Raw genomic sequence first — 22,936 nt, forward strand, 5'->3', positions numbered from 1 at the left:
ATATGACGACACCCCTCGCCATCACGCCCCCCCGAAACCGACCGGCAGGCGCGAATCATGCAAGAACGAGAGCGGATCGCTCTACCGCTCCAACCGGCACAGGTTGCATGATCCGACCACAAGGGCGCCTCAACGAAGCTGTTCGGTTTATCTCCGTCATGAACGGACATCTTCGGCAGGCCGCCCTCGCCATTGCCTCCGGAGCGCCAGGGCGCCCGGTCCATCCATCACATAGAGAGACCCATGGGTATCGTCGCATTCGCGCTCCGACGGCCATACACGTTCCTCGTCACGGGCGTCCTGATCCTGCTCATGGGGATCACGGCACTCTTTCGCACGCCCACAGATGTCTTTCCCGCCATCGATATCCCGGTGGTGACGATCGTCTGGTACTATGACGGGCTGGACGCGGCCGAGACGGAAAAACGCCTCAGCACCTATACCGAGTTTTCCGAAAGCTTCTTCGTCAACAATCTGCGCACCATCGAAAGCCAGACCACGCCCGGCCTGGTGCTGCAGAAGCTCTATTTCCAGCCCGGCGTGAATGTCGACCTGGCGGTGGCCCAGACCGTCTCGGCCACGAATTCGATCCGCGCCTTCCTGCCGCCAGGCGTGCAGCCGCCGATCATCATGCAGTACAGCGCCTCGTCCGTGCCGGTGCTGCAACTCTCCCTGTCGTCCGACAGGCTGACCGAGAGCGAGCTTTACGATTACGGCATCTATCGCGTGCGCCAGCAGCTGGCGCCCATCCCCGGCACCATGCTGCCGCCCCCCTATGGCGGCAAGATCCGACAGGTCATGGTGGATATCGACAGCACGAGGCTGGCAGGCCTGGGATTGACGCCGCTGGACGTGTCCAACGCCATCAACGTGCAGAACCTGACCCTGCCCGCCGGCACGACGAAGTTCGGCCCGACCCAATACGACCTGCGCATGAACGGCATGCCCGACATCGCGGCCCAGTTGAACCAGGTACCCCTGAAGCGCGACCCGAAGACCGGCGCCATCGTGCGGATCGCCGACGTGGCCCAGGTGCGCGACGGCACGGCGGTCCAGCAGAATGTCGTGCGGCGCGAAGGGCGGCGCTCGGTCCTGCTGTCGATCATGAAGGCCGGCAATGCCTCGACGCTCGACGTAGTGAATGCCATCCGCGACCGGGTATTGCCGGTCACCCGCGCCGCCGCTCCGCCGGGCATGAAGATCGACGAATTGTTCGACCAGTCCGTCTTCGTCAAGGCCGCCATTTCCGGCGTGGCGTCGGAAGCCGTCATCGCCGGCCTGCTGACGGCGGCAATGATCCTGGCCTTCCTGGCCAGCTGGCGCTCGACGCTCATCGTCGCGGCATCGATCCCGCTGGCCATCCTGTCCTCGATCGCCATCCTGTCGATGACGGGCCAGACGCTGAACCTGATGACATTGGGCGGCCTGGCGCTGGCGGTCGGCATCCTGGTCGATGACGCCACGGTCACGATCGAGAACATCCACCGCCTCCGCCACGACGGCGCCGACCTGCGGCTTGCCGTGCTGGACGGCGCCGCCGGCATCGCACTGCCGACCCTGGTCTCCACGCTGGCGATTTCCTGCGTGTTCGTCTCTGTGGAATTCCTGACCGGCCCGTCGCGCTTCCTGTTCACGCCGATGGCGCTGGCCGTGGTCTATGCCATGCTGGCCTCCTACGCCATCAGCCGGACCCTGGTGCCGATCCTGGCCGCCCTGCTGCTGGGCGCCGAGGAAGAGCAGGCCCGGCGACGCCGAGACGCCGGGCTGCCGCCAGGCCCCATCGCCCGCTTCGGGCAGCGTTTCGACCATCATTTCGAACGGCTGCGCGACCGCTATGTCGCCCTGCTGGGCCGGCTGATCGCCAGTGCGTGGAAAGTGCCCGCGCTGGCTGGCGCGATGCTGGTCGTCGCCGGACTCGTGGCCACCCAGGTCGGCCAGGATTTCTTTCCCGCCATCGATGCCGGCGAATTCCGCCTGCATGTCCGCGCCCCCGCCGGCACAAGGATCGAAAGCACGGAGAAAATCTTCGACCGCGTCGAGGACACGATCCGGCAGGTCGTGCCGGACAGCGAGCGCGACCTGGTGCTGGACAATATCGGCATCCCGTTCCGCTACTCCATGCCGTTCGACGACGGCACCACGATCGGTCCCAATGACGGACAGATCATGGTGGCGCTCAAGGAACATCACCACCCCACCGCCGATTATATCCGCACGCTGCGTACCGAACTGGCCCGGCGCTTCCCCGACTGCGTGTTCTATTTCCAGCCGGCGGACATCGTCACCCAGATCCTGAATTTCGGCATTCCCGCCCAGGTCGATATCCGCATCGCCGGCTACGACCAGGCCAACAACCGCAAGGTGATGCGCGACATCCTGCGCGAGGCCGCGCAGATTCCGGGCCTGGTGGACGTGCATCTGCACCAGCAGATCGCGGCCCCCGAACTGCTGATCGCCATCGACCGGGTCCGCGCCCAGGATCTGGGCCTGACGCTGAACGACGTCGCGCGCAACGTCATGGTGTCGATGGCTTCGTCCAATACCGTCACGCCCAATTTCTGGGTCGATCCCCTCACCGGCATCCAGTACCCGCTGGCGGTGCAGACGCCGCAATACCGCGTCAACGGGATGGGCGACCTGCTGGATACGGTCATCTCGCCGGCCAACGGCGCAACCGGCACGCCCTCATTGCTCAGCAACGTGGCCACGATCAGGCGCGGCATGGCGCAGAACGTGATCTCCCACAGCAACATCCAGCCGGTCCTGGATATCGACGCCAGCGTCGAAGGGCGCGACCTGGGCGGCATCGCACGCGCCATCGACCGGATCGTCGCCCGCCACAGCGGCCAGCTATCGCCCGGCAACACCATCACGGTGCAGGGCCAGATCGACAGCATGCGCTCGGCCTTCACCCGGCTGGGTATCGGCCTGATGGTCGCCGCACTGGCCGTCTACCTGCTGATGGTCGTGAACTTCCAGTCCTTCATGGACCCGTTCGTGGTGGTGCTGGGCCTGCCGGGGGCAATGTGCGGCATCGTGTTCATGCTGTTCGTCACGGGCACGACCTTTTCCGTCCCGTCGCTGATGGGCGCGATCATGAGCGTCGGCGTCGCCAGCGCCAATTCGATCCTGCTCGTCACCTTCGCCAAGGAACGCCGCGCCGACGGCCACTCGGCGGCCGAGGCCGCCATCGCCGCCGGGCAGGCGCGCCTGCGCCCGATCCTGATGACGTCGCTGGCCATGGTGATCGGCATGCTGCCGATGTCGCTGGGCCTGGGCGACGGCGGCGAACAGAACGCGCCGCTGGGCCGCGCCGTCATCGGCGGCCTGATGGTGGGAACCTGCGCCACATTGTTCGTGGTGCCCTGGCTCTACAGCCGCCTGCGGCGGCGCGAGAGCCGCCTTCTCGAGGATTATCGCGATGTCTGACCTCCCTTCCCCGCCTGCTCCATCCTCGCGCGGCGGCCGCGCCACCGGCGCCGCGATCGGCCTGGGCCTGGTGGCCCTGCTGGGCTACGGCGCGGTAACGCATGTCGAACGCGCCCGCGCCGTCCGCGCCCTGGCCGATACCCGCCGCGACCAGGTGCCCGAAGTGCTCACGACGGTCGTCCACGCGGACACGACACCGATCGCGCTGGACCTGCCGGGCGAAACCGCCCCGCTGGAGACGGCGGCAATCGGCGCAAGGGCGTCGGGCTATATCGAAAAGCGGTTCGTCGATATCGGCACCCCGGTCAAGGCCGGGCAGGTCCTGGCGCTGATCCGCGCCCCGGAACTGGACCGGCAGGTCGCCCGCGCCCAGGCCGCCCTGGCCCAGGCCCAGGCCGACCTCGACCTGGCGCGCGTCACGGCGCGGCGGTCGGCGGGACTCGTCGGCGGCGGCGCCGTCAGCCGGCAGAATTTCGACGTCGACCGCATCACCCAGCAGGCAAGGCTGGCCGAACAGGACGCTGCCCGCGCCGCCCTGGCCGACATCGCCCAGCGCCAGGCCTATACGACCATCACCGCGCCCTTCGACGGCGTCGTGACCGCCCGCACGGTCGAGGCCGGCGACCTGGTCAACGCCGACAACATCCAGGCGGCACCCTTGTTCGTGGTGGCGCGTACCGACCGGCTGCGCGTGCGGGTCCACGTGCCGCAGGACCAGGCCGCCGGACTCGCGGTGGGCACGCAGGCCACCCTCTCGCTGCCCGCGCGGCCGGACGTGCATGTCAGCGGCACCATCACCCGCACCGGCCACGCGCTGGAACGCGACAGCCGCATGCTGCCGGTGGAAATCGAACTGGATAATAAGGATGGCAGGCTGGCGGCCGGCCTCTACGCCACCATCCATTTCGACCTGCCACGCGCCGGCGGCAACACGCTCATCCCGGCGGAGGCCCTGAATTACGAAGCCGACGGGCTGTCGGTCGAAACGGTCTCGCCCGACCACCGCGTCACGATCCATCCCGTCACGGTCGGGCGTGATTATGGCGACCGGATCGAAATCCTCGGCGGCCTGCCGGACGGCAGCCAGTTGATCGTCCACCCACCCTCCGCCCTGCATGACGGCAGCCCCGTCACGCCCCATCCCGATTCCCAGACGAAGGGAGCCTGACGGTGCGGCCCACCAGACCCCTCGCCTCACTCGCCGCCGGCCTCGCACTGCTGCTGTCCGGCTGCACCATGATCCCGGCCTGGCACCGCCCCGCCCCCGCCATCGCCACGGCGTGGCCCGGCGGCAACGAGACCACCGCCACCCTGCCCGACTGGCAGCATTTCTACCGCGATCCGGTCATGCAACGCCTGATCGCCCTGGCGCTGGCGAACAACCAGGACCTGCGGATCGCCCAGCATCAGGTCGAGGCCGCCAGCGCGCAGTTCGACATCGAAAATGCCTCGCTGTTCCCCACCCTGAACGGCGGCGCCATGGCGAACGTCCAGAAGGAATATGCCAGGATCTGGAGCCTGTCGCAGACGAACGGCCCGTTCTACATGCGCCAGTATGCCGTGGGCTTCGGCGTCTCGGCCTACGAGGTCGATTTGTGGGGCCGTATCCGCAGCGCCTCGCAGGCCGCGTTCGACCGCTACATGGCCGACGCGCTGAACCGCGAGAACATGCAACTCAGCCTGATCGCCAGCGTGGCATCGGGCATGCTGACCTGGGTGGCGGACAACCAGGCGGTGCTGGTGACGCAACAGGTGCTGGACAGCCGCCAGCGCACCTACGACCTGGTCCGGCAGGCAAACCAGACCGGCACGGTCACGGCGCTGGACATGGCCCAGGCGGAATCCGCCCTGCACGATGCCGAAACCAGCCTGCAAATCTATACGCGCCAGCGCGCCCAGGCCCTGGACCAGTTGACGCTGCTGGTCGGCACGCCACTGGACGACGCCACCATGCGGGCATTGCATGGCATCACGTCCCTTGATTCCGTCACCGGTTTTCCGGACGTCCCCGCCGGCCTGCCGTCGGACATGATCGCCCGCCGCCCGGATATCCTGTCGGCCGAAGACGTGCTGCGCGCGGCCAACGACGATATCGGCGCCGCCCGCGCCGAATTCTTCCCCAAGATCCAGATCACGGCGGCCAACGGCACCGCCAGCAACAACATCACCCGCCTGTTCCAGAGCGGCATGGGCGCCTGGAACGTCGCCCCCCAGATCACGGTGCCGCTCTTCGACGCCGGCCGCCTGACGGCCCAGCTTCGGGTGGCGAAAGCCCGCAGGAAGGAGGAAATCGCCCGCTACGAAAAGACGATCCAGACCGCCTTCCGCGAAGTCGCCGACGCCCTGGCCGGACGCGACACCTATCTTAAGCAGCTTCACGCGCAGGACGCCCTGATCGCGTCGAACGACCGGCAATACCATCTGGCGATCACACGCTTCCAGGCCGGCTACGACCCCTACCTGACCACCCTGGTCGCCCAGCGCGACCTGTACACGGCCCGTCTCGGCGGCATCACGACGCAACTCCAGACCTTGGCCAACAGCGTGACCCTCTACAAGGCGCTCGGCGGCGGATGGACCAGCACCGTTCCCCCACGCCCGACCGCCTCCCCCGGCGGCCATATCCTGTAGAGGCCATTTACAAGCCCCCCGCCGGCCGGGGCGGAACATGGGCTCCGAGGGCATGAAGGCAGAAACGGAGACGCGAACCATCGCGTCTATCCCCGATCCGCCGACATCCCGACGCGGGCGAACACCGCGCCGGCCTCCTCCCGCCCTTCGCGCGGGGCGGGCGGGCGTCCGGGTTGCGCAATGGCGGCCGGGCCGCGAGGCCCATCCAGCACGCCAAGCAGCATCCGTGCCCACCCCGCCTCTCCATCGTCCGAAAAACTGTAGAAAATGGCGCGCGATTCCCGCTCGGCCCGGATAATTCCCGCACGACGCAGCGCGCCCAGTTGCTGACTCAGGACCGGCTGGCCGATGCCGGTTTCATCCTCCAGCACACTGACGGCGCGCGGGCCGTCCAGCAACCGCGACAGGATCAGCAGCCGCTGCGGCTGGGCGAACAGTTTCAGCCGATCGGCCACCCGCCGCGCCTCGTCCGGCGTCAGCCCGCCCATGCGGACCCACTCACGCGGCATCATCCGGCCGCATCCGCATAAACCAGGCCGGGCCGGCCGCCGCCGCGTCCTGCTGCGTCTGCACTGCGGGCAGCACGGTATCGTCTCCGGGCATCCACCCCTCGGGTGTCAGCACGTCGTCCGCCGTCACCCTCTGCAACGCCGTCACCAGCCGCAGCAATTCCGCCACCGAGCGACCCACCGACATCGGATACCAGACGACGGCACGGATCACCCCCTCAGGGTCGATCGCATGCACAGCCCGCACCGTGGCACTGCTCTCCGCCGTCTCGTCCAGCATGCCATAGGCCCGGGCGATCGCCATCGACGGGTCCTCGATGATCGGAAAAGGGATCGTCACCCCGAACTGGGCGCGAATGGCCTCGACCCACGCCAGATGCGCGGACAGGCTGTCCACCGACAGGCCCAGCAGGGCGCAGTTCATCGCCCGGAACCGGTCGGAAGCCGCCGCGAAGGCCAGGAACTCACTGGTGCAGACCGGCGTGAAATCCGCCGGGTGCGAAAACAGCAGCACCCACCGTCCACGCAGATCGCTCAGGCGCAGACGGCCCTGCGTGGTCCGGGCACTGAAATCCGGCGCCACATCCCCAATCTTGGGTGCAACGCCCGGCAAACCGGCACGGGACGGAGAAACAGGATCGCTCATGACCCATTTCATAAGGCGCCCATCCGGCTTGACGCAAGACAGTTTCATTATTAAATAAACTACGAAGCATTAATTAATGATTTTCATTAATTATCAGGAGGACCCCGATGTCCGACCCCGTGCTGGCGGCAGCCGCCGCGCAGATCCATGATGTTGAACAGGGACGCATCCCCGCGCCGGTGGTGCGCACCTTCTTCGACGAACAGACCTTCACCGCCAGCCACGTGGTGCATGATCCCGAGACCCGGGAGGCCGCAATCATCGACAGCGTGCTGGAGTACGAAGCCGCCTCGGGCCGGACCCGCCATAGCGAGGCCCAGCGGATCGTCGATTACGTCCGGGCCGAAGGCCTGCATGTACGCTGGCAGCTCGAAACCCACGCCCACGCCGACCATCTGTCCGCGGCACCCTGGCTCCAGCAGCAGCTCGGCGGCAGGCTGGGCATCGGTGCCGAAATCGTCCGCGTCCAGGACGTGTTCGGCAAGATCTTCAACGCCGGCACCGATTTCGCGCGCGACGGCTCGCAGTTCGACCATCTGTTCCATGACGGCGACCGCTTCACCGTGGGGCGGATCGAGGCCATCGCCCTCCATGTTCCCGGCCATACACCGGCCGACATGGCCTTCATCATCGGCAATGCGGCCTTTATCGGCGACACGCTGTTCATGCCCGATTACGGAACCGCGCGGGCCGACTTCCCCGGCGGCGATGCCCGCCAGCTCTACCGCTCCATCCGGCGCCTGCTCTCCCTGCCGGACGAAACCCGCCTGTTCCTCTGCCACGACTACAAGGCCCCCGGCCGCGACCATTTCGCGTGGCAGACCACCATCGGCGCCGAGCGCCAGACCAATGTCCACGTGCATGACGGCGTGACCGAGGACGCGTTCGCCGCCATGCGCACCGCGCGCGACGCCACCCTCTCGCTGCCCAACCTCATCATGCCGTCCGTACAGGTCAACATGCGCGGCGGCCGCCTGCCCGAACCCGAATCCAACGGCACCCGATACATCAAAATCCCCATCGACACACTCTGAGCGAGGCTGTTTCAAAAGCCCCGCTGGCGGCGGCCTGACGGCGGTTTCCTGCGCTTCGGTGCTCACGGCCCACAAGGCCGCTCCGCTCCGATGCTCAAAAACCACCGCCAGACGCGTGGCTGGCGCCACGCTTCCACTCACCATCGGAACTTTTGAAACAGCCTCTCCGACCCACTACCCCTTCTTCCCCTTCCAGAGGTCCCCCACCGATGCCTTTCCGTTCCCTGACGCCCCTTTTCTCCGTGTCTCCGCAACTGTCGATCACCGACGTGGACCAGGCTGCCGCCGACGGGTTCAAGGCCATCGTCTGCGCCCGTCCGGATGGCGAAGGGCCCGGCCAGATCCCGGCCGGCACCATCGAGCAGGCGGCACATGAAAGGGGGCTGGCCTTCGCCGCCATTCCCGTCCCATCGGGCAGCACGCCCGATGAGGCGGCGGTGGCGGCCATGCGTTCGGCGCTCGACGCCATGCCCGGCCCGGTCCTGGCCTATTGCCAGGGCGGCGGCCGGGCCGCACGGCTCTGGGCGCTGGCACAGGCCGGCACAATGCCGGCCGAAGCCATCCTCGCGGCAGGCCGGAATGCCGGGATCGACCTGTCCCCGCTCTCGGCCCGCCTGACCGCCCCGGCGGAGGCACAGCCGACCGGCGGGCAGAAAGCACCCAGGCGCTTCAACGTCGTGATCGCGGGCGGCGGCGCGGCAGGCCTGGCCACCGCCGCCAGCATCCTGCGCCGCCGGCCCGGACTCTCCGTCGCCATCGTCGAGCCCTCCCCGACCCATTTCTACCAGCCGGGCTGGACCCTGGTCGGCGGCGGCGTGTTCACACCGGAACAGACGAAGCGCCCGGAAGAAGGCCTGATCCCGGCCGGCGCGACATGGGTGCGCCAGGCGGTGGCCAGTTTCCTGCCCGAGCAGCGCGAGGTCGCACTGGATGACGGCACCACGCTGTCCTACGACATCCTGGTCGTGGCCACGGGGCTGGTGCTGGACTGGTCGGCCATTCCCGGCCTGGCCGAAACCCTGGGGCGCAACGGCGTCACCTCCAACTACCGCTACGACCTCGCACCCTATACCTGGCAACTGATACAGGGCCTGACGCGCGGCACCGCCCTGTTCACCCAGCCGCCCATGCCGATCAAATGCGCCGGCGCACCGCAGAAGGCGATGTACCTGGCCTGCGACGCCTGGCGCCGGCGCGGCGTGCTGACGGATATCTCCGTCGCGTTCGACACCGCCACCCCCGCCCTGTTCGGCGTGCCGGCCTTCGTGCCCGCGCTGATGGCCTATATCGAACGCTACGGCATCGACCTCCATCTGCGCTCGAAACTGGTGGCGGTCGATGGCGACCGGCGCGTGGCAACCTTCGAACGCACGACCACGGAGGGCACGACGCGCATCGAACGCGGCTTCGACATGCTGCACGCCGTCCCACCCCAGATCGCCCCCGCCATCGTCAGCGGCAGCGCCCTTGCCGGCGCCGACGGCTTCGTGGCCGTCGACCCCGCGACGCTGCGCCATACCAGCTTCGCCGATGTCTTCGCCCTGGGCGACGTCGCCGGCACGTCCAACGCCAAGACCGCCGCCGCCGTGCGCAAGCAGGCCCCGGTGGTGGCGGTCAACGTCCTGGCGGCGCTGGACGGCAAGGCCCCCGTCGCGACCTATGACGGATACGGCGCCTGCCCGCTGACGGTCGAACGCGGGCGGATCGTGCTGGCCGAATTCGGCTACGGCGGAAAGCTGGAGCCGACCCTGCCCCTGTGGCTGCTGCGCGGCACGCAGCCGACGCGCCTGGCATGGTTCCTCAAGGAAAAGATCATGCCCCCGCTCTACTGGCACGCCATGCTGCGCGGGCATGAGCTGATGGTCGCCCCCCGGATCACACAGGGCGCCTGACATGCAAGCCGACCTGGCCCATCTGGCGCTGGATATCCTCTCCGGCGCCCTGGTCGGCTTCACGCTGGGCCTGATCGGCGGCGGCGGGTCGATCCTGGCCGTGCCGCTGATGGTCTATGTGGTCGGCGTCGCGAACCCGCACGTCGCCATCGGCACCAGCGCGCTGGCCGTCGCGGTCAATGCCCTGGCCGGCGTGGCGCAGCATGCGCGCGCGGGCACCGTCAAATGGCGTTGCGCCGCGATCTTCGCCGGTTGCGGCGTCATCGGCGCCCTGGCCGGCGCCACGCTGGGCAAGGCCATGGACGGGCGCCGGCTGCTGCTGTGCTTCGCGCTGCTGATGGTGGTGGTCGGCGCGCTGATGCTGCGCGGGCGCCGCAATCTCGGCTGCCCTGGCGCCGCCTGCAACCGCCACAACATCACCCGCGTCATGTCCTCCGGCCTGGGCACCGGCCTGCTGTCGGGCTTTTTCGGCATCGGCGGCGGGTTCCTGATCGTGCCGGCCCTGGTCGCCTCCACCGGCATGCCGATCCTCAACGCCATCGGCACCTCGCTGGTCGCCGTCGCCGCCTTCGGCGCCAGCACGGCCATCAGCTACATGGTCTCCGGCCTGATCGACTGGAATCTCGCCCTGCTGTTCATCCTGGGCGGAATCGCCGGCAGTTTCGGCGGCATGCGCGCGGCAAGGGCCATGGCCGGCACCACCGGCGCGCTGACCATCTTCTTCTCCGGTGTCATCTTCTGCGTCGCCGCCTACATGATCTGGCGCAGCCTCTGACGCGCCTTCCTTCACGCTCGGGCCGCACCGCCGACAAACGCCCCGCGCCTGAAAACATCGGCCAGAATCCGCGTCCCCATGTCCGCCTCCTGCTCCGACAGTCCCGAAAACCCGAGCATCAATCGTGACGTATCGCGAGAGGCGACATTCATCCGCGAAAGCGGCATGACAACGACGCCACGCTTCAACGCGGCTTCCGAAACGGCGCTATCGCTGCTCCAGGTCCCGGTACTGCGTACGGTCAGATTGATGCCCTGATCCGGCAGGATGACCGCAAGATGCTCGGCGACACGCGCCCTCAGCATGGCCGCGAGCAGATCCCGCGACACGCGCAGACGCTCCCTGAGGCGGCGCAGATGCGCCGGAAAATATCCCTCATTGAGAAAATCGGCGATCACACGCTGCTGAAACGTGGGCGGGCAGCGATCGAGCGCGGGACGAACGGCCCTGAACACAGGCACGAGATCGGCCGGCACCACAAGATAGCCGATGCGCAGGCTGGGCAGCAGCGCCTTGCTGAACGTCCCCGTATAGAGGACGCGCCCTGCCTGATCGAGCCCCTGGAGCGATGCGATCGGGTGCCCGTCATAGCGGAATTCGCTGTCATAATCGTCCTCGACAATCCAGCAGCCATGGTCCCGGGCATAGGACAGCAATTCCAGCCGTCGCGGCAGGGACAGGACGGAGCCGACCGGATATTGATTGGACGGCGTGACATAGATGAAGGCCGGCGGCCGCAACGCGCCCTCCGCCAGCCTCTCCGTCATGATCCCCTCCTGATCCACCGGCAGGCCGACAATCGTCGCGCCATTGAGCGCCAGGCACTGCCTGGCAGGCGGATAACAGGGGTCTTCGACGATCACGGTATCACCGGGGGACGCCAGGATGCGAAACGCCAGATCAAGCGCCTGCTGCGTGCCGGCGGTGATCAGGATCTGATCGGCCGCACACCGCACCCCGCGCGAAACCGCCAGATGGGCGGCGATCGCGGACCGCAATCCGGGTTCTCCCTGGATATCTCCATAGCCTTCGAAAGCGTAGTTCATGTGCCGGCCGGCGATACGGTTCAGCAGCCCCGCCGTCCGCTCATCATGGGCCATCCGCCCCGTCACGAACGGCAGGAGCTTCTGCGGTTCCAGACTGGGCCCGGCGGTGCAGACCCGTCTCGCCGCATCCGACAGCACGCGGCTGGTCACAGGGGCCGCCACCGCCTGCCCCCCACCCCCCTTCGGAACGCTCTCCGGCACCTCCGGCGTAATGTAGGTGCCGGACCCGTGGCGGGCGACGGCATAGCCCTCCGCGATCAGGATGTCATAGGCCTCGGCAATCGTCCCACGGGACAGCGTCCATTCCTTCGCGGCCAGACGCGTGGAGGGCAACCTTTGCCCAGCCTCCAGCCGGCCATCGGCCACCGCCTCGCGCAACGCGACATAGAGCTGCCGCGCCAGGGACGCCGGCCGGGACGGATCAATCTCGGGCCGAAAGACCGCCGACGGCGTTTCCCGCCGCCGCTTCAAAGTCATCGGTCCGTCATCCAAGTGGCTCACGACCCGCCTCCAAAGTGGATCTTTCAATCGAATCGATCCTGTCTTTTTAATGATCCACTTTCAACATGCCATCGCTTGATCGCGTTCGTTTTCACAACATCCTTTCAACGCCGGCCTCAGGAGGTCTCATGCCAATCCCCCCGACCAGATTGCGGATCGCCGTGCTTTTCGGCGGCCGCTCCACCGAGCACGAGGTCTCCGTGCTGTCGGCCACCAATGTCCTGAAGGCCCTGGAGCCCGCGAAATACGACGCGGTCCCGATTTTCGTCACGCGCGACGGGCGATGGCTGATGAGCCGGTTCGAAGCCGGCACGCTCTCCACTCCCGAAAGCGGCACGGAACTCTGCCTCGTCCCCGGCGGTCGCGGGCGCATGATCGCAATCGGGACCGATGGCCGCGCGGCCGAGGCCGGGAAGATCGACATCCTGTTCCCGGTGCTGCACGGCCTCCATGGCGAGGACGGCTCCGTACAGGGCATGGCGGACGTGGCGCGGGTGCCGCTCGCGGGCTGCGGCATCCTCGGCTCCGCAACCGCGCTGGACAAGGTGATCGCCAAGCAGCTCCTCCGCGCCAGCGGCCTTCCGGTCGCCCGCGCGGTCACCATCGGCGAGGACGCGATTCCCGATCTTGCGATGCTGGAAAACGCAATCGGGCTCCCGCTTTTCCTCAAGCCGGCCCGCCAGGGCTCATCCGTCGGCGTGCGCAAGATCTCCGGCAGCCAGGAATTCCTGCCGGCGCTGGCCGAGGGTTTCCGGCACGACCGCCGCCTGCTGGCCGAGGAATTCATTCAGGGACGCGAAATCGAATTCAGCGTCCTGGAAGACAGCACGGGCGAAGTGTTCGTCTCCCGACCCGGCGAGATCACCCCCTCCGCCAGCCACGGCTTCTACAGCTACGACGCGAAATATATCGACCAGCACGGCGCGGCATTGAAGGTCCCCGCCGAATTGCCACCGGACGTCGAAGCCAGAATGCGCAAGATGGCCGCCGAGGCGTTCAGGGCCCTCGGCTGCGACGGCATGGCGCGCGTCGATTTCTTCCTGACGACGGACATGACGATCATCGTGAACGAGGTGAACACAATCCCCGGCTTCACCGATATCAGCATGTATTCCAGGGCCATGGCGGCCAGCGGCGTAAGCTACGCGGACATCATCGAACGCCTGATCGCCCACGGCCTGGCGCGGGCCGCTCACCCGAGCCACACCGACGCACCCTAACCAGGGCTCTGCCCTGGACCCGGCAGGGCCTGAGGCCCTGCACCCCAATTATTTTGTCAAAGAGTCCCCCCACCCAACGACACCGCCAGCCTGATCGTCGCCATGGCCCGCCCGTCCTCCGACCGCACCCCCGCATCCTCGATCGCAACGGCATCCAGCCGCGCCTGCAACGCATCCAGCAGCGTCGATCGCCCACCGTCGAACAGGCCCAGCCGATCCTCGGCCGCACGCAGCGCCACCGCCAGCGCCGCCGCCAACCCCTGCCCCTGCACATCCAGGGCCGCACGACTTTCATAGGCGCTCTCGACCTCGGACAACGCCGTCAGCAACGCCTGCTCATACAGCGTGACGGCTTCGTCCAGCCGCGCATCGGCGACATCGATCTGCGCGTGAATCCGCCCGGCCGTGAAGATCGGCAGATAAGTCGTCAGCGCCATCAGCCCGCCACTGCCCGACAGGCCGGGCAATCCGTCAAAACGCAACCGCCCGTTGCCCCCGAAGAATTCCAGACCGAAACGCGGCAGCAGATCGGTCCGAGCGCTGCGCAACCGCTCCAGCGCGGCCTGGACCAGATCGCGCCGCGCCCGGATATCGGGCCGCCGCTCCATCACCCCAACGGGCACAATGCCGGCAGGCACGGGCGGGATCACGAACAAAGCCGGCTGGGGAATGGCGGGCGCCTGCTCCGGCAGCCGGCCCGAAAGCACGGCCATCCGCCGCCGCCGCGTATCCACATCGGCCACCAGCAACGGCCGCGCCGCCAGCACCGTCCGGCGGCGCGCACGGATGGCGTCGATATCGGCCCGCGTCGCCTGCCCCGCCGCCATCCGCGCCCCGGCATAGGCCTCCATGCGATCCAGCACCGCCGCCGCGCGATCGATCAGCGCCACACGGCGCAGATCGTCCACCGACGCGACATAATTTTCCACCACATCGGCGGCCACCAGCATGCGCGTGCCGTGAAGCTGCTCCTCCACCGACTGGGCGACGGCCCGCGCGGCCCGCAGATCGGCGGCACGACCGCCAAAGATATCGGGCTCCCACGCCGCCGCCAGCCCGGCCAGATGCCCATCCGTCGCCGGATCGCCCAGATTGGGCGCCAGCGCCGTCGGCACGGCCGGATTGCTCCAGCCCAGCCCGCCACCCGCGATATCGCCGGTCGCCCCCACGGTCGGGTACAGCGCCGAACGCGCCACCGCCACATAGGCGCGCGCCTGCCGAACATGATCGCGCGCCACGGCCAGGTCCGGATTGGCCGCCAGCGCGTCGTCGACCAGCCGATCCAGCACCGGATCGTGCCACTGCGTCCACCAGCGGCCCAGATCCGCATGCATCCCACCCGTGACCGGGGCCTCGGCAAACCGTGCAGGCAGTACAACCCGCGATGGCGGCGCGGCACTGTCCTTTACGGTACAGCCACCGGCAAGAACCACGCCCAGCGCCAGGATCGCCGGCCACAGGCGGACGGGTCGAAATCGTGTCACGCCAACTCTCCTCACCCCTGCCGGGCCAGCATGGACCGGAACCGAACCAGCGCGACCAGCAGGAACAAAGCGGCCGATATCAGGATCACCAGCAGCGGCAGCCACACCGTTTCCAGCCCCGCGCCCCGATACAGGATGGATTGCGTCAGGCTGACGAACTGCGTCGTCGGCAGCACGCTGATGGTCTTCTGCAACAGGGTGGGCATGTTCGCCACCGGCGTCGCGGCGCCCGACAGCAGATACGCCACGGCATAAACCGGCACCGCCAGCAGCCCGAACTGCGGCATCGCCGGCGCGATGGTGGCCAGCATCATCCCCAGCGCCGAAACCGCGATCACGTAGGCGAACAGGCACACGGCGAACAGGCCGAGCGATCCGGCCAGCGGCACCCCCAGCCAGACATGCACCACCAGCAGCAGGGACAGCAGGGCGGCCACGAAGATCACCAGCGCATTGGCAATGATCTTGGCCACCGCGATCTCGCCGGCCGATACCGGCAGCACCAGCAGATGTTCGATCGTGCCATGCTCCCGCTCGCGGATCACGGCCGCGCCGACCAGGATGATCGACAGCACGGTCACATCGGTCACGATCTGCATGACGGAGGTAAACCACGCGGATTCCGAATTCGGGTTGAAGCGGATGCGCGGCACCAGATGAAAGGGCGGCGCGGGTCCCGCAACCGGGCGCGGCATCGCATCGGCAATCCGGTGCAGGAAGATATCCTGCAGATAGACTACCCCCAGCCCCGCCTGGGTCATGGCGGTGGCATCGACCTGGATATCCAGCGACGGCGTCCGCCCGGCCAGCAGATCGGCCTCGAAACGCGGCGGCACATCGACGACGAAGATCAGCGTCCCCCGGTCCAGCCGCTCCCGCGCCGTCCTGCGGTCCACCAGGACCGGCGCCTGGAAATAAGGTTCCTGCACCCCTTCGCGCAATTGGCGCGAGAGCGTGGACCCATCCTCGTCGATGAAGGCGATGGTGGCGTGCGACACTTCCGCCTTCACCCCATAGGCAACGATCAGGATCGCGGCGGTAAAGGCAAAGACGATCAGCCCCAGCAGCACGCCATCGCGGCGCAGGCTCAGCGCCTCCTTGCGGCACAGCAGCCAGACGGTGATCCCCCAGCGCCTCATGGCTCCTGCTTCCGGATCAGCAGCCGCGCACCCAGCATGCAGCCCATCGCCGAGGCCGCCAGCACCAGATAGGCGGTGGTGAACGTCGCAGCCCCCACCCCCTTGGTGAAACTGCCCAGGCTGATGATCTGAAACCACCCGGCGGGAAAGACCACGCCGACCCCATAACCCAGGCCCGACAGGGTCGAGACCGGATAGAGCAGGCCCGAGAAATTGACACCGGGAATCAGGCAGATCAGCGCGGCTCCGAAGATCGCCGCCACCTGCGACGTCGTAAAGGCCGAAACCAGCAGCCCCAGCCCGGTCGCCGCGAACAGATACAGCAACGCCCCCACCGACAGCGCGAGCAGCGACCCTTTCAGCGGCACGCCCAGGCACGTCACCGACAGCAGCACCAGCGCCGCATAGGCCACCAGCGCCACCAGCACATAGGGCATCTGCTTGCCCAGCAGATACTGCCCAACCGTGGCCGGCGAGGCGTAGAGATTCATGATCGAGCCGATTTCCTTCTCCCGGACCACGCCCAGCGCCGTCAGCATGGTCGGAATCAGGATCAGCGCCAGCATGATGATTCCGGGCGTTATGGCGTAAACACTGCGGAATTCCTGATTATAGACAAAGCGCGGCAGTACCTGGACCGGCAATGGGTCCAGCCGGATCACCCCCTTCTCGCGCATCATGGCCTGCTCGTACTGCATGACCACCCCTTCGGCATACGCGCGGATATTCGCGCCGAGGAACGGCACCGCCCCGTCGATCGCAAGCCCCACCGCCGGGTCCCGCCCGGCCGCCACATCGCGGCCGAAGGCGGCGGGAATATCGATCCCGATATCCACCTCCCCACGCCGCAGCCGCGCCTCCAGCGCGTCACGATCCGGCGACGAAGCCTGCTGCACGAAATAGGGCGATCCCTGGAACTGCTCCACCAGCTCCCGGCTGGCCTGCGTGTGGTCATGATCGCAGACCGTGAAACGGATCGTGTTCACGTCGAATGAAATGCTGAAGACCGCAATCAGCAACAGCACGACCGGCCCACCCACGGCAAACAGCAGCCGCAGCCGGTCGCGCAGCAATTCCACCGCCTCGCGCCGACCGAACGCATAGGCCCGCGCCACCCAGCCACCGATCCCCGTCGCCGGCACGTGCCGACCGGTCGCGGCCATGGCGGGGGCGGATGCCTCCCCCACCGGCACGCTGTCCTTGTCCCCTGCCATGGCCTCTTCCAGGCAGGCGACAAAGGCATCCTCCAGCGTCGCCGCATGCCGCGCCTGCACCAGCGCCTCCGGCGCGCCCACCGCCAGCACCCGGCCACGATGCATGAACGAGATCCGGTCGCAGCGCGCGGCCTCGTTCATGAAATGAGTGGAGACAAAGATCGTCACCTGCTTCCCGCGCGACAGCGCGACCAGATGTTTCCAGAACATCTCCCGCGCGGCGGGGTCCACGCCCGATGTCGGCTCGTCCAGAATCAGGATCGACGGGTCGTTGATGCACGCCGCCGCCAGTTGCAGACGCTGGCGAATGCCCAGCGGCAATCCCCCCGGCCGCAGGTCCGCCACCCCCTCCAGCGCAAAATCCGCCAGCGCCGCCTGCGTCCGCCGCTCCGCCTCACCGGCCAAAAAACGGAAAAGCCGCGCCTGCAACACCAGATTCTGCCGAACCGTCAGCTCCTCGTACAACGAGAACGCCTGCGACATGTAACCGATGCGCATCCGGCTCTCCAGATCGCCGGCCCGCACCGGCCGGCCGAAGACCCTGGCACTGCCCTCGCTCACATCCAGCAGCCCGGTCAGCATCTTCATCGTGGTCGATTTGCCGCAGCCATTGGAGCCGAGAAACCCGAAGATCTCGCCCCGTCCGATATGAAAACTGACATGATCGACGGCAACGAAGCGCCCGAACCGCTTGGTCAGCCCATCCGCCTCGATCGCCGGCCCCCCACCGGGGTCGCGATAGGGCGGGATCGACAGCGCGGACGCTCCCGCCCGCTCGGCCTCCGGCAGCAGCGACACATAGGCTTCTTCCAGCGTGGCGCGCCCGGTACGGCGCAGGATGGACGCGGTCCGGTCGCAGGCCAGCACCCTTCCGTCATTCATCGCCACCAGCCAGTCGAACCGCTCGGCCTCCTCCATATAGGCCGTGGAGACGATCACGCTCATGCCCGGCCGCCGGGCGCGCAACTGGTCCACCAGGGTCCAGAACTGGCGGCGCGACAGCGGATCGACGCCGGTGGTCGGCTCGTCCAGGATCAGCAGGTCCGGGTCATGTACTAGCGCACAGCACAGGCTGACCTTCTGCTTCATCCCGCCCGAAAGCTGGGCCGCCGGACGATCCGGAAAGGGCGCCAGCCCCGTCGCGTCCAGCAACTGCGCAATCCGCGCCTGCCGCGTCGCCGCATCCAGCCCGAACAGACGGGCGAAGAAATCGATATTCTCCCGCACCGACAGCGTCGGATAGAGATTCTTCCCCAATCCCTGCGGCATGAAGGCGACACGGCCCAGAAAAGCCTCCCGCGCCCGCCGGTCGGCCATGTCGCACCCCAGCGTCACCACCCGTCCCGCCTGCAGGCGCCGCACCCCGGCGATCAGCCCCAGCAGCGTGGATTTGCCGACCCCGTCCGGCCCGATGACGCCGATGGTCGTGCCCGCCGGCAGGTCGATCGACACCTCACGCAGCGCCTCGGCCCGCCCATAGCGATGCCGCACACCGGCAACCCGTATCCCCGCCTCGTACGGCGCGGCAGGCGGCACGCCGGTCGGGGGCGGGGCGTCGCTCACGGCGCGGCCCGATGCGCTCCGGCGGGAGATGCCGGCCAGGGCGCCGTGACCTCGGTCCGCACATAACCCTCCCCCGTCATGCCGGCCTTCAGCACCCCGCCCAGCGCCTTCTGGGCCGCCCGCTCCACCCGCAGGCGAACGCGATAGACCAGTTGCTCGCGCTCGGTCGCCGTCTCCACATATTTCGGCGTGAACTGCGCCTCGGGCGAGACATAGGAAATCCGGGCCGCGACCGGCCCGGTCTCCAGGTCATCGAACACGATCCGCGCCTCATCCCCCACGCGGAGCTGCCGGGCAACCCGCGCCGGGAAGAAGACCGTCAGATACGGATCGACCGGGTCCAGCAGCGCATAGAGCCGCCCGCCCGCCGGCAGCACACTGCCGGCCTCGACCACGCGATATTCGATCTGCCCCGCGACCGGGGCATGGATCACCATATCCTCCACCACCACCCGCGCCTGCGCCACCATCGCCGCCGCCGCGTCCACCGCGCGACCGGCTTCCTGCACTGCCTGCGCCGCGCCGTCGCGCGCGCGCTCGGCAACGTCGAACGCCGTCTGCCGCTGCGTCACTTCCATGTCCGAGACCAGCATCTGGCGCCGCATGGTCCGGGCATGGGCCAGCTCGTCGCCCGCCAGCAGGGCGGCCCGGGTCCGCGCCGCCAGTTCCGCCAGCGCCCGGCCCGTCGCCGCCTCGGCCTGCCCCTGCCGGGCCATGGCCGCCGCAAGCTGGGCCCGCGCCTCTTCATCGTCTTCGCGGGCCAGTACCTGGCCCCGCACAACCATATCGCCTTCCTGTGCGTCCAGCGCACCGACCCGCCCCGGATATTTCACCGCAACGTCGATCCGCGTCAGCTCAAGCCGCCCGTTGGAATGATACAGACCCGGCACGGACTGGTCCGCATGCGCAACCCACAGCCACCCGATGGCACCGGCGATGATCACCAGACCGGCCACGCCGGCGGCAATGAGGATTCTCCGCGCCATCTCCGCCCGATCCCTGTTCATCCCGATCCGACACTACCCCGCCCGCACCGCCGCTCCGGTCTCGCGGAGAAACAGGGCCACCACGCCGGCCAGCACGATCCCCACTACGCCGACCGAAAATCCCTCACGAAAGACCGTCTCCGTCAGTCCCCCGGCGCCGGCCAGCCTCTGCAGGAACCATCCGAACAGCGGCGACGCCACCGCACTCATGACGAACACCAGGAAATTGATCGCCCCCGTGGCGCTGCCCTTCACACTGTCGGGATTGACCTCCTTGATGACGCTATAGGGGATCATCGCCGCACCCGACGCAAAGCCGAGGATGAAGGCCAGGATGTAAGGCGGGAAAAATCCGGGCGGCGGATAGATGATCGCGGCCGAGGACAGCAGCATCGCCACGATGCCGCCGAACAGCACCGGCTTCCGGCGCCCCAGATGATCGGCCAGATACCCCAAAATAGGGCAGCCGAAGACCCAGCCGATCGGCACCATCGCCGCCCGGCTGACGGCCTCGTGGTAGCTCATGTGCCACCCATGCGTCATGAAGGACACGCCCCACGTCATGCTGCCCACCGTGGTCGGCAGGAACAGCAGGCCCGAACACAGGCCGCACAGCCAGGATTGCGGGTTGCCCAGCACGACCCTGTAGGGCGCCATCATCGACCCCTGCCCGCCCGACGCGCTCTTTTCCTGACGCGGCGTGCCCAGGAAGATGGCCACCGCCACAATCGCCGTCGCCACCCCGGCATAGACCCAGAACGACCGCCAGGTCACGACGCCATGGATCAGCCACGCCACGGTGGACTGCCCCATCGCCCCGCCGAGCATGCCCACACACTGGGTCACGCCGATCGCGGTCGCCAGATAACGCGCCGGAAAACCGTGCGAGGCCAGATAGACCGCGCCCACGAAGGCAAAGGCCGCCCCGGCGCCCTGCAACAGGCGCCCCAGCTCCGCCATCCAGACCGGCCCGGCGCCGAACATGGCGATCCCCACGGCCAGCACCAGCGTGCCGACCGGGATCGCCAGCTTGGCACCCCACCGGTCCATCGACGCGCCGGAGATCAGCGAGCAGGCCGAATAAGTATAGTAATACAGCCCCAGCAACGACCCCAGACCCGCCGTCGTCAGCCCCATGGTGGCGGTCAGCTCGTCCATCATGACGCTGGGCGCCGAGCGGACGGAATATTGCAGGAAATAGAACAGCAGGCAGAACGCCCAGGCAAGGATATAGCCGGGCTGAAAGGCCCCTTTCGCCTGCACGCCGCCCGATGGCGGCGCGGATGGCGGCAACGTGGAAACCATATTCATCGGCGTATCCTCCCCTCGCCAGGCGATGGCGGGTTTTTGTTATTGTACCGAATCGAAAAGGACTCCTCCACGCAGGGAGGCCGGAATCACGTCATGCCATGGGCCATGATCAGGGCGATGGCGCAGGAAGTCAGCCGGGCCTGCTCGGAATCCGCGCGGCTGGTCAGGATCACCGGCACCTTCGCGCCCAGCACCACGCCGGCGGCGTCCGCACCGGCCAGGAAGGACAATTCCTTGGCCAGCATATTCCCCGCCTCCAGGGTCGGGACGATCACGATATCCGCCTGCCCGGCCACAGGAGATTCGATATGCTTGATCTTGGCGGCATTCAGGTTCACCGCATTGTCGAAGGCCAGCGGGCCATCCACAATCCCGCCGGTAATCTGCTTGCGGTCCGCCATCTTCGACAGCACGGCCGCATCCAGCGTCGACTGGATCGCCGGGTTGACGGTCTCCACCGCCGACAGGATGGCAACGCGCGGTTCCGCCAGCCCCAGCACATGCGCGAAATCGATCACGTTCTGCACGATGTCATGCTTGGCCCGCACATCGGGCGCGATGTTCACGACCGCATCGCTGATCATCAGCAGCCGGTCGTAGAACGGCACATCCATGACAAAGACATGGCTCAGCCGCCGCTCGCCGCACAGACCGGTCGGGCGCGCCACGACCTCATGCAGCAGCACGTCGGTATGCACCGCCCCCTTCATCAGCATCCGTGCCCGACCCGACCGCACCAGTGCGACAGCCTGGGCCGAGGCCGTATGCGGGTCCTCGGCCTCGACGATCTCCAGCCCCTCGATCGACAGGCCGGATTCCTTGGCGACGGACTCGATCAGCGCCTTCGGCCCGACCAGGATCGGCTGCCCCAGGCAGCGCTTGGCGGCATCGCAGGCCGAGCGCAGCGACAGATCGTCGCACGGATAGGCCACCGCGATCGGCAGGACCGGCAACTGGGCCGCCTTCTCGCACAGGGCGCGAAAGCGGCGATGCGTGACGATATGCTCGAACGACGAACAGGCCATCATCACCGATTGCGGCGCCTCGGGCGCCACGATCTGCATCGTGCCCCGCGCAACCTCGCCCCCATCCTGCCGCACGCAGACGAATGACAGGTCGAGCAGCGCATCCGTCTCGTGCTTCGCCATCACCTGGCAGGTGACGACGACCTGGTCGCCGACCGACAATCCGCCTTCCAGCGTCAGCGCATAGCTGCGCACCACACTGCCGACCCCCGGAAAACGCGTGCTGACCAGCCGCATGACCAGAATGCCGATCCACACGCTCGCCACCGACTGGCTGACCGAGGCCGTCTCCACCCCGGCCCCATCGGGCTGCCATCCGCCCAGCAGGTCCGCATTGTCGCGTGTCAGGATCTCGGTCAGATCGGATTTCTCGCCGACCGCGATATCCTTGAACAACCGGTTGGTCACAAGTTCCTGAGTCTCATCCACCAGCTTTATTCCTTTGGACAGAAGGGCCGAACGATCAATTCCCCGTCATGATACCGGTGAACAGATGGGCCGCGTTGATCCCGGTCAAATCGATCCCGCCCA

16 protein-coding genes are annotated in these 22,936 nt (G+C 67.6%); 7 read left to right on the forward strand and 9 right to left on the reverse strand.

The genetic code is table 11. The annotated features are described in order from the left end of the window. Positions 1 to 243 precede the first annotated feature (243 nt). The 3 genes from HLH29_RS01125 to HLH29_RS01135 are packed head-to-tail and all read left to right on the forward strand — an operon-like array spanning position 244 to position 6,060. Entirely contained in the window at positions 244 to 3,429 is a 3,186-nt protein-coding gene (locus HLH29_RS01125; protein ID WP_182964157.1) for an efflux RND transporter permease subunit, read from the forward strand. Further along, complete coding sequence (locus tag HLH29_RS01130; protein WP_182964158.1) at positions 3,422 to 4,597, forward strand: efflux RND transporter periplasmic adaptor subunit; 1,176 nt, start codon at positions 3,422 to 3,424, stop codon at positions 4,595 to 4,597. The genes HLH29_RS01125 and HLH29_RS01130 overlap by 8 nt, the downstream gene beginning before the upstream one ends. Positions 4,598 to 4,599: 2 nt before the next feature. Further along, entirely contained in the window at positions 4,600 to 6,060 is a 1,461-nt protein-coding gene (locus tag HLH29_RS01135; RefSeq protein ID WP_338030148.1) for an efflux transporter outer membrane subunit, read from the forward strand. A gap of 86 nt (positions 6,061 to 6,146) precedes the next feature. Here the strand turns inward: HLH29_RS01135 and HLH29_RS01140 are convergent, their stop codons facing one another. Together HLH29_RS01140 and HLH29_RS01145 are read right to left on the reverse strand one after the other, a co-directional pair. Continuing rightward, entirely contained in the window at positions 6,147 to 6,572 is a 426-nt protein-coding gene (locus HLH29_RS01140) for an ArsR/SmtB family transcription factor (RefSeq protein WP_246373550.1), read from the reverse strand. Next, on the reverse strand, positions 6,559 to 7,215 hold the full coding sequence (locus tag HLH29_RS01145) for a peroxiredoxin (RefSeq protein ID WP_182964159.1): 657 nt from the start codon (positions 7,213 to 7,215) through the stop codon (positions 6,559 to 6,561). The genes HLH29_RS01140 and HLH29_RS01145 overlap by 14 nt, the downstream gene beginning before the upstream one ends. A 107-nt stretch (positions 7,216 to 7,322) precedes the next feature. Here HLH29_RS01145 and HLH29_RS01150 point away from each other — a divergent pair, with 107 nt between their 5' ends. The 3 genes from HLH29_RS01150 to HLH29_RS01160 all read left to right on the forward strand — a co-directional run bounded on the left by HLH29_RS01150 (position 7,323) and on the right by HLH29_RS01160 (position 10,916). Further along, positions 7,323 to 8,249 carry an MBL fold metallo-hydrolase gene (locus tag HLH29_RS01150; protein ID WP_182964160.1) on the forward strand — a complete coding sequence of 309 codons (927 nt, stop codon included), beginning with the start codon at positions 7,323 to 7,325 and terminating at the stop codon, positions 8,247 to 8,249. Positions 8,250 to 8,458: 209 nt separating this feature from the next. Then, on the forward strand, positions 8,459 to 10,141 hold the full coding sequence (locus HLH29_RS01155) for a bifunctional protein tyrosine phosphatase family protein/NAD(P)/FAD-dependent oxidoreductase (RefSeq protein ID WP_182964161.1): 1,683 nt from the start codon (positions 8,459 to 8,461) through the stop codon (positions 10,139 to 10,141). Between the two features lies 1 nt (position 10,142). Beyond that, on the forward strand, positions 10,143 to 10,916 hold the full coding sequence (locus HLH29_RS01160) for a sulfite exporter TauE/SafE family protein (RefSeq protein WP_182964162.1): 774 nt from the start codon (positions 10,143 to 10,145) through the stop codon (positions 10,914 to 10,916). Between the two features lie 11 nt (positions 10,917 to 10,927). Here the strand turns inward: HLH29_RS01160 and pdxR are convergent, their stop codons facing one another. Beyond that, the gene (gene pdxR / locus HLH29_RS01165) at positions 10,928 to 12,439 is read right to left on the reverse strand and encodes a MocR-like pyridoxine biosynthesis transcription factor PdxR (protein WP_182964163.1); all 1,512 of its coding nucleotides are present in this window, start codon (positions 12,437 to 12,439) and stop codon (positions 10,928 to 10,930) included. 152 nt (positions 12,440 to 12,591) lie between these two features. On the opposite strand from pdxR, the gene HLH29_RS01170 reads away from it, so the two are divergent. Then, positions 12,592 to 13,683, forward strand: coding sequence for a D-alanine--D-alanine ligase family protein (locus HLH29_RS01170; RefSeq protein ID WP_182964164.1), 1,092 nt, complete (start codon positions 12,592 to 12,594; stop codon positions 13,681 to 13,683). 56 nt (positions 13,684 to 13,739) lie between these two features. On the opposite strand, the gene HLH29_RS01175 is transcribed toward HLH29_RS01170, so the two are convergent. The 6 genes from HLH29_RS01175 to HLH29_RS01200 all read right to left on the reverse strand — a co-directional run bounded on the left by HLH29_RS01175 (position 13,740) and on the right by HLH29_RS01200 (position 22,834). Next, a complete protein-coding gene (locus tag HLH29_RS01175; protein WP_338030149.1) occupies positions 13,740 to 15,167 on the reverse strand; it encodes a TolC family protein in 1,428 nt (475 codons plus the stop codon). A gap of 11 nt (positions 15,168 to 15,178) precedes the next feature. Beyond that, positions 15,179 to 16,306, reverse strand: coding sequence for an ABC transporter permease (locus HLH29_RS01180; RefSeq protein ID WP_182964165.1), 1,128 nt, complete (start codon positions 16,304 to 16,306; stop codon positions 15,179 to 15,181). After that, positions 16,303 to 19,083, reverse strand: a complete 2,781-nt coding sequence (gene rbbA / locus HLH29_RS01185; protein WP_338030150.1) for a ribosome-associated ATPase/putative transporter RbbA — start codon at positions 19,081 to 19,083, stop codon at positions 16,303 to 16,305. The genes HLH29_RS01180 and rbbA overlap by 4 nt, the downstream gene beginning before the upstream one ends. Next, complete coding sequence (locus tag HLH29_RS01190) at positions 19,080 to 20,069, reverse strand: HlyD family secretion protein (RefSeq protein ID WP_182964166.1); 990 nt, start codon at positions 20,067 to 20,069, stop codon at positions 19,080 to 19,082. The genes rbbA and HLH29_RS01190 overlap by 4 nt, the downstream gene beginning before the upstream one ends. Positions 20,070 to 20,102: 33 nt before the next feature. Further along, positions 20,103 to 21,380, reverse strand: a complete 1,278-nt coding sequence (locus HLH29_RS01195) for an MFS transporter (protein ID WP_182964167.1) — start codon at positions 21,378 to 21,380, stop codon at positions 20,103 to 20,105. A gap of 86 nt (positions 21,381 to 21,466) precedes the next feature. Beyond that, on the reverse strand, positions 21,467 to 22,834 hold the full coding sequence (locus HLH29_RS01200) for a bifunctional enoyl-CoA hydratase/phosphate acetyltransferase (RefSeq protein ID WP_182964168.1): 1,368 nt from the start codon (positions 22,832 to 22,834) through the stop codon (positions 21,467 to 21,469). Between the last annotated feature and the right edge of the window lie 102 nt (positions 22,835 to 22,936).

The organism is Gluconacetobacter tumulicola, assembly GCF_014174215.1.
Classification (GTDB): domain Bacteria; phylum Pseudomonadota; class Alphaproteobacteria; order Acetobacterales; family Acetobacteraceae; genus Gluconacetobacter; species Gluconacetobacter tumulicola.